This is a genomic window from Phenylobacterium sp., from assembly GCF_016793285.1.
Classification (GTDB): Bacteria; Pseudomonadota; Alphaproteobacteria; order Caulobacterales; family Caulobacteraceae; genus Phenylobacterium.
Genome location: NZ_JAEUMO010000231.1, coordinates 1 through 5,362 on the forward strand (window position 1 = coordinate 1; position 5,362 = coordinate 5,362).

The following is a 5,362-nucleotide window of genomic DNA, read 5'->3' on the forward strand; positions in this document are numbered from 1 at the left end:
ACGGCCGCCGCCGCTCAGGAGGCGGGCTACAGGCCCTGCCTGCGTTGCCGCCCCGAGGCCTCGCCCGACCTCGGCGCCTGGCGCGGGACGTCCAACACGGTCTCGCGGGCGCTTGCGCTGATCGAGGGCGGCGCGATGGACGGCGGCGACGTCGATGCGCTGGCCGCGCGCCTGGGCGTCGGCGAGCGGCAACTCCGGCGGCTGTTCCGCCAGCACCTCGGGGCCTCGCCGGTGTCCGTCGCGCAGACGCGCCGCGTGCTGCTGGCCAAGCAACTGATCCAGGAAACGCGCCTGCCGATGAGCGAGGTGGCGATGGCGTCGGGCTTCGGCAGCGTGCGGCGCTTCAACGAGACGTTCCAGCAGCTCTTCGGCCGCCCGCCGGGCGCGCTGCGCCGCACACGCCAGGCCGAGACGCCCGCAGCGGACGGCATCGTCGTGCGCCTGCCCTACAGGCCGCCCTACGACTGGGACGCGATCGTCCGTTTCCTCGCGGACCGCGCGATCCCGGGCGTCGAGCGGGTGGAGAAGGCGCGCTACGCCCGCACGCTCGCCATCGACGGCGAGCGGGGCGTGGTCATCGTCACGCCCCGCAGCGACGGCGCGCTGTCCGCCGACATCCGTTTCCCCAGGCTGCAGAGCCTGCCGGCGGTGATCGCCCGGGTGCGGCGCGTCTTCGACCTCTCGGCCGACCCGGTGCTGATCGGCGACCACCTGAGCCAGGATCCCGCGCTGGCCCCCCTCGTGGCGGCGCGGCCCGGCCTGCGCGCGCCGGGCGCCTGGGACGGCTTCGAGCTGGCGGTGCGCGCCATCCTCGGCCAGCAGGTCAGCGTCGCCGCCGCCCGCAACCTCGCCGCCAGGCTGGTCGAGACCTACGGCGAGCCCCTCGACCATCCCGCGGCCGCCGATCTCGGCCTCGCCCGCGTCTTCCCGACGCCCGAACGCCTGATCGGCGAGCCGATTTCGCTGGTCCTGAACATGCCGCGTGCGCGGGGTGCGGCGATCGAGGCGCTGGCCCGCACCGTGGCCGAGGACCCGGCGATCTTCACCCCGCGCGCCGACCTCGACAGCGCCATCTCCGCCCTGAAGGCGCTTCCGGGGGTGGGCGAATGGACCGCCCAGTACATCGCGCTGCGCGAACTGCGCGAACCCGACGCCTTCCCGGGGGCCGACATCGGCCTTCTGCGCGCCATGGCCGACGAAGAGGGCGTTCGCCCGACGGCCGATCGGCTCCTCGCCCGCAGCGAAGCCTGGAGGCCCTGGCGCGCCTACGCCGCCCAGCACCTGTGGGCGGCCGACCCGGCGCTCACCCAGTCCAAGACCTCCCCGAAGACCAAGCCGAAGGACAAGACCGATGCGCGCCGCGCCGCCTGAGACCCTCACGCTCGACCGGATCGAGACGCCGATCGGCACGGCCCTGGCGGTCACCGACGAGCAAAGCGTGCTCCGCGCCTTCAACTGGACCGACTACGAGCCCGCGATGCTGACGTGGATCGCCAGGCGCTACCCGAGGGCCGCACTCGTGGAAGGGCAGGGGCCGCTCCGCCCGATCTTCGCGCGCTACTTCGGCGGCGAGGCCGACGCCTTCGCCGACGTCGCCTGGGAAGGCGCCGGCACTGCCTTCCAGAGGACCGTCTGGGAGGCGCTCTGCACAATCCCGGCCGGCGAGACGCTGAGCTACGCCCGGCTCGCGGAGCGGATCGGCCGCCCCACCGCCGTGCGCGCCGTGGGGTTGGCCAACGGCTCCAACCCGGTGGCCCTGATCGTGCCCTGCCACCGGGTGATCGGCTCTGACGGCTCGCTCACGGGCTATGGCGGCGGCCTGCACCGCAAGCGCTGGCTGCTCGAACATGAAGGCGCCGCGTTCAAGGGCCGCGTCGCGGCCTGAGCCGCAACAGTGTGGCGAGAAAAGCGAAGCAAAAACAATCGTGTCCAAATCGGCATGATTAACGAAGTATTGCGTTCTCCATTAATTAACGATCCCGGTTAGTCACTCTGAAATCGGCCCCCACTAGCGTCGCGAATGTTGGTGGGGTGTCAGAATTGACGGCAAAGATCGTCAGTCGGCGCTCCAGACGGGAACTCTGGAGATGCGCACGTGACGACGATCACTGTGAAGGATTCTGCCGGCCTGGTGTCGGCCCTCAAGGCCGCCAAGGCCGGTGACGTGGTGCAGCTTGCGTCGGGGGACTATTCGGCCGTCTCGCTGGTGGGGCTGAAGTTCGCGGGGACCGTGACGGTCACGTCGCAGGACCCCGCCCACATGGCCACGCTCAACGGGCTCATCGTGAAGGACAGCGAGGGCCTGACGTTCAAGGGCCTCGACATGAACGTGGCCGCGGCGAAGGACTTCCCGTACCAGGTCTTGTCCTCGAACAATGTCACGTTCGATGGCGTGAAGGTGCATGGGAGTCTGGATGGAAACATCCAGAACGATGCGGCCGGGATGCAAATCCGGAACAGCACGAACGTAACGGTCAGCAACTCGGAGTTCCAGCAACTCAAGCACGGCGTTTCACACCTCGACAACACCGGCATCACCTTCTCGAACAACTCGTTCCATGACATCCGGACCGACGGCATCCGCGGCGGCGGCTCGTCGAAGGTGACGATCAAGGACAACTACTTCACCAACTTCGAGCCGGCAGAGGGCGATCATCCCGACGCGATCCAGCTCTGGACCACCAACACGACCAAGATCGCGTCCGACATCGTGATCACCGGCAACGTCGTCGTGCGCGGCGAGGGCAGCGCGATCCAGGGCATCTTCCTGCGCGATCAGGTGGGCGGCCTGCCGTTCACCAACGTGACGATCAGCGGCAATCTGGTGGTCGGCGGCCTGACGCAGGGCATCGGCGTCAACGGCGGCCAGAACGTCACGATCACCAACAACATCGTGGCCGGCCTCCCGGATCAGCGCTCGTCTGTCCTGACCGAGAATGTCGTGGGCACGGTCACCAACAACACCGGCACGCAATACAGCATCGACACCGGTTCGACCCAGAGCGGCAACAAGCTGATCGAGTCGCCTGCCGACGGCGGCAAGGCCGTGCAGGCCGCGTGGCTGAGCGCCAACGGTCGGGCGACCGGCGGCGACGTCGCGGGCAAGGGCGGCGCGCTGCAGAACGTCGTCGCGGGCGGCCTGTCGATCGTCAATGCCGCCTCGCTCACCACCTCCCTGCTGGACGCGGCGGCGCGCACGGCCGCAAGCAAGATCGAGATCATCCGCGTCCAGTCGGTGAAGCTCACCGGGACGAGCGGCAACGACACGTTGAAGGTCGACGGCGCGCGCGACACCCGCATCGAGGGCGGCGCCGGCGATGACATGCTCTATGGCGGCGGCGTGGGCCACAACACGCTGGTCGGCGGTGCGGGCGACGACAAGTATTACGTCAAGTCCGAGTACGACAACGTCGTCGAGGCGGCGAACGGCGGCGCCGACGTCGTTACGGCCTATGTGGACTACGCGCTGACCGACAACGTCGAAGACCTGAAGCTGATCGGCGACGGCCTGTACGGGGCGGGTAACGCGCTCGACAACAAGATCACCGGCAGCGCCGGCGACGACGAGATCCGCGGCAACGCCGGCAACGACACGCTCTTCGGCGGCAGCGACGGCAACGACCGCATGTACGGCGGCGAGGGCAACGACGTCCTGAACGGCGACCTGGGCAACGACACGCTGGTCGGCGACGCGGGCAACGACAAGCTCATCGCCGATGACGGCGCCGACTCGCTGTCCGGCGGCACGGGCAACGACACCATGGAAGGCGGCGCCGGCGCCGATACGCTCTCAGGCGGAGCGGGCGCCGACATGTTCGTCTTCCGCGAAGGCGACCTCGCGGCCAAGACCCCCGACCGCATCACCGACTTCTCGCGCGCCGACGGCGACAAGATCTCGCTCGCCGCGATCGACGCGAACACCGGTGTCGCCGGCGACCAGAAGTTCGCCTTCATCGGGACCGCGGCCTTCCACAAGGTGGCCGGCGAACTGCGCTTCGACGTCGCCGGCGGGACCACCACGGTCTACGGCGATACGAACGGCGACGGCGTGGCCGACTTCTCGCTCGTGCTGCCCGGCGCCGGCACGATGCAGGCGACCGACTTCCTTCTCTGAGGGGCGGATCGCCGCCGGATTTCGGACCGCCGCCTCCGACGCCGGGGCGGCGGTTTCGATTCGTGCTAGTCGACGCCCATGCTGGCGCTGCGTTCCGTCCTGACCTTGGTGGCCGCGGCGCTCGCGTTCGGCGCCGCGGGCGCGGCCATCCTGGCCCACGGCGGACGGTTCAGCGCGCGCCTGGATGTGCTCACCCACTTCGCGCCGCTCTACCTGGCGCCCGCGTTCGTCGCGCTGCTTCTGGCCGGCTTCGCGGCGCGGCCCATGCGCGCCCCGATCGCCCTCGCGGCGCTGGGAGCGATCGTCGCGGTCGCGGCGCTGGTCGGGCCCGAGTTCCTGTCGCGTGGCACGGATCCTCGCGCCGCGGCGAACGCGCCGGAGCAGTTGAAAGTCATCCAGTTCAACGCCTGGGGCCGCAACGAGAAGGCGCGCGAGGCGGTGGCCTGGCTCCTCGCGCAGGACCCGGACATCATCGTCATCGAGGAGGGCGGCCGGCTGCGGGACATGCTGCTGGACGCGGGCTTCCAGTCGAGTTGCAAGAGCTGTTCGGCCAGTGTGCTGGCGCGCGCGAAGCCGGTCCGGAGCTTCGCGGAGCGCCGCGCAGGCGGGCGCTCGTCCTACGTGGCCTCGGCGACCTATGCGGACGCGCGCGGGGAATTCACGGTCGTGGCCATCCATCGCTTCTGGCCCGTCCGTTTCGCCCGCTACGCTGCCCAGACGCGCAAACTCGAAGCGTTGATCGCCGGACTCCCCAAGGAGCGGCTCATCCTCGCCGGCGACTTCAACTCGACCCCCTGGTCGTTCGACCGCCGTCGCGAGGACGTCGAGTTCGGGCTGGTCCGCCGCACGCGCGCGCTCTTCTCATGGCCGGCGGCGAAGATCAGCCACAACCGTCTCCCCGCGCCGTTCCCCTACCTGCCGATCGATCACGTCTATGCCGGCCCCGGCTGGGCCACGGTGAGGGTCGAGCGCGGGCCGGAACTCGGCTCCGACCACTATCCGGTCGTCGTCACGCTGGCGCCGGTCGGTTCCGTCGCGAAGTGACCGAACATTGCGAAAATTTAAGCCGGGGCCCCCGCTGCCAACGGCCACGCTCCATGGCATACTCGGATCGGGTGGAATCGTCGGGGGTGCTCCCATGGCGACATTGACGGAAATGGTGGCCGCGGTGGTCGTGCATTCCTCCGCCGCCGCGTTCTCGCACTTCGGCGTGACCCTCGACCATCCCGTGCTGGAACAGCGCCCGCC

General features: G+C 69.7%; 4 protein-coding genes. All 4 read left to right on the plus strand.

Annotation, left to right across the window (positions count from 1 at the left end):
* The coding region (locus JNL41_RS20105) for an AlkA N-terminal domain-containing protein (RefSeq protein WP_293477958.1) at nucleotides 1–1,371 on the plus strand (1,371 nt) is incomplete at its 5' end.
* On the plus strand, nucleotides 1,352–1,885 hold the full coding sequence (locus JNL41_RS20110; protein ID WP_293477959.1) for a methylated-DNA--[protein]-cysteine S-methyltransferase: 534 nt from the start codon (nucleotides 1,352–1,354) through the stop codon (nucleotides 1,883–1,885). The genes JNL41_RS20105 and JNL41_RS20110, both read left to right, overlap by 20 nt.
* 210 nt (nucleotides 1,886–2,095) lie before the next feature.
* A complete protein-coding gene (locus JNL41_RS20115) occupies nucleotides 2,096–4,114 on the plus strand; it encodes a right-handed parallel beta-helix repeat-containing protein (RefSeq protein WP_293477960.1) in 2,019 nt (672 codons plus the stop codon).
* Between the two features lie 78 nt (nucleotides 4,115–4,192).
* Nucleotides 4,193–5,158, plus strand: a complete 966-nt coding sequence (locus JNL41_RS20120) for an endonuclease/exonuclease/phosphatase family protein (protein ID WP_293477961.1) — start codon at nucleotides 4,193–4,195, stop codon at nucleotides 5,156–5,158.
* The last annotated feature ends 204 nt before the right edge of the window (nucleotides 5,159–5,362 follow it).

Bases quoted from the DNA above. Each gene is read 5' to 3' on its own strand.
- JNL41_RS20110 (WP_293477959.1), top strand. From the start codon at position 1,352: ATGCGCGCCGCGCCGCCTGAGACCCTCACGCTCGACCGGATCGAGACG.
- JNL41_RS20120 (WP_293477961.1), top strand. From the start codon at position 4,193: ATGCTGGCGCTGCGTTCCGTCCTGACCTTGGTGGCCGCGGCGCTCGCG.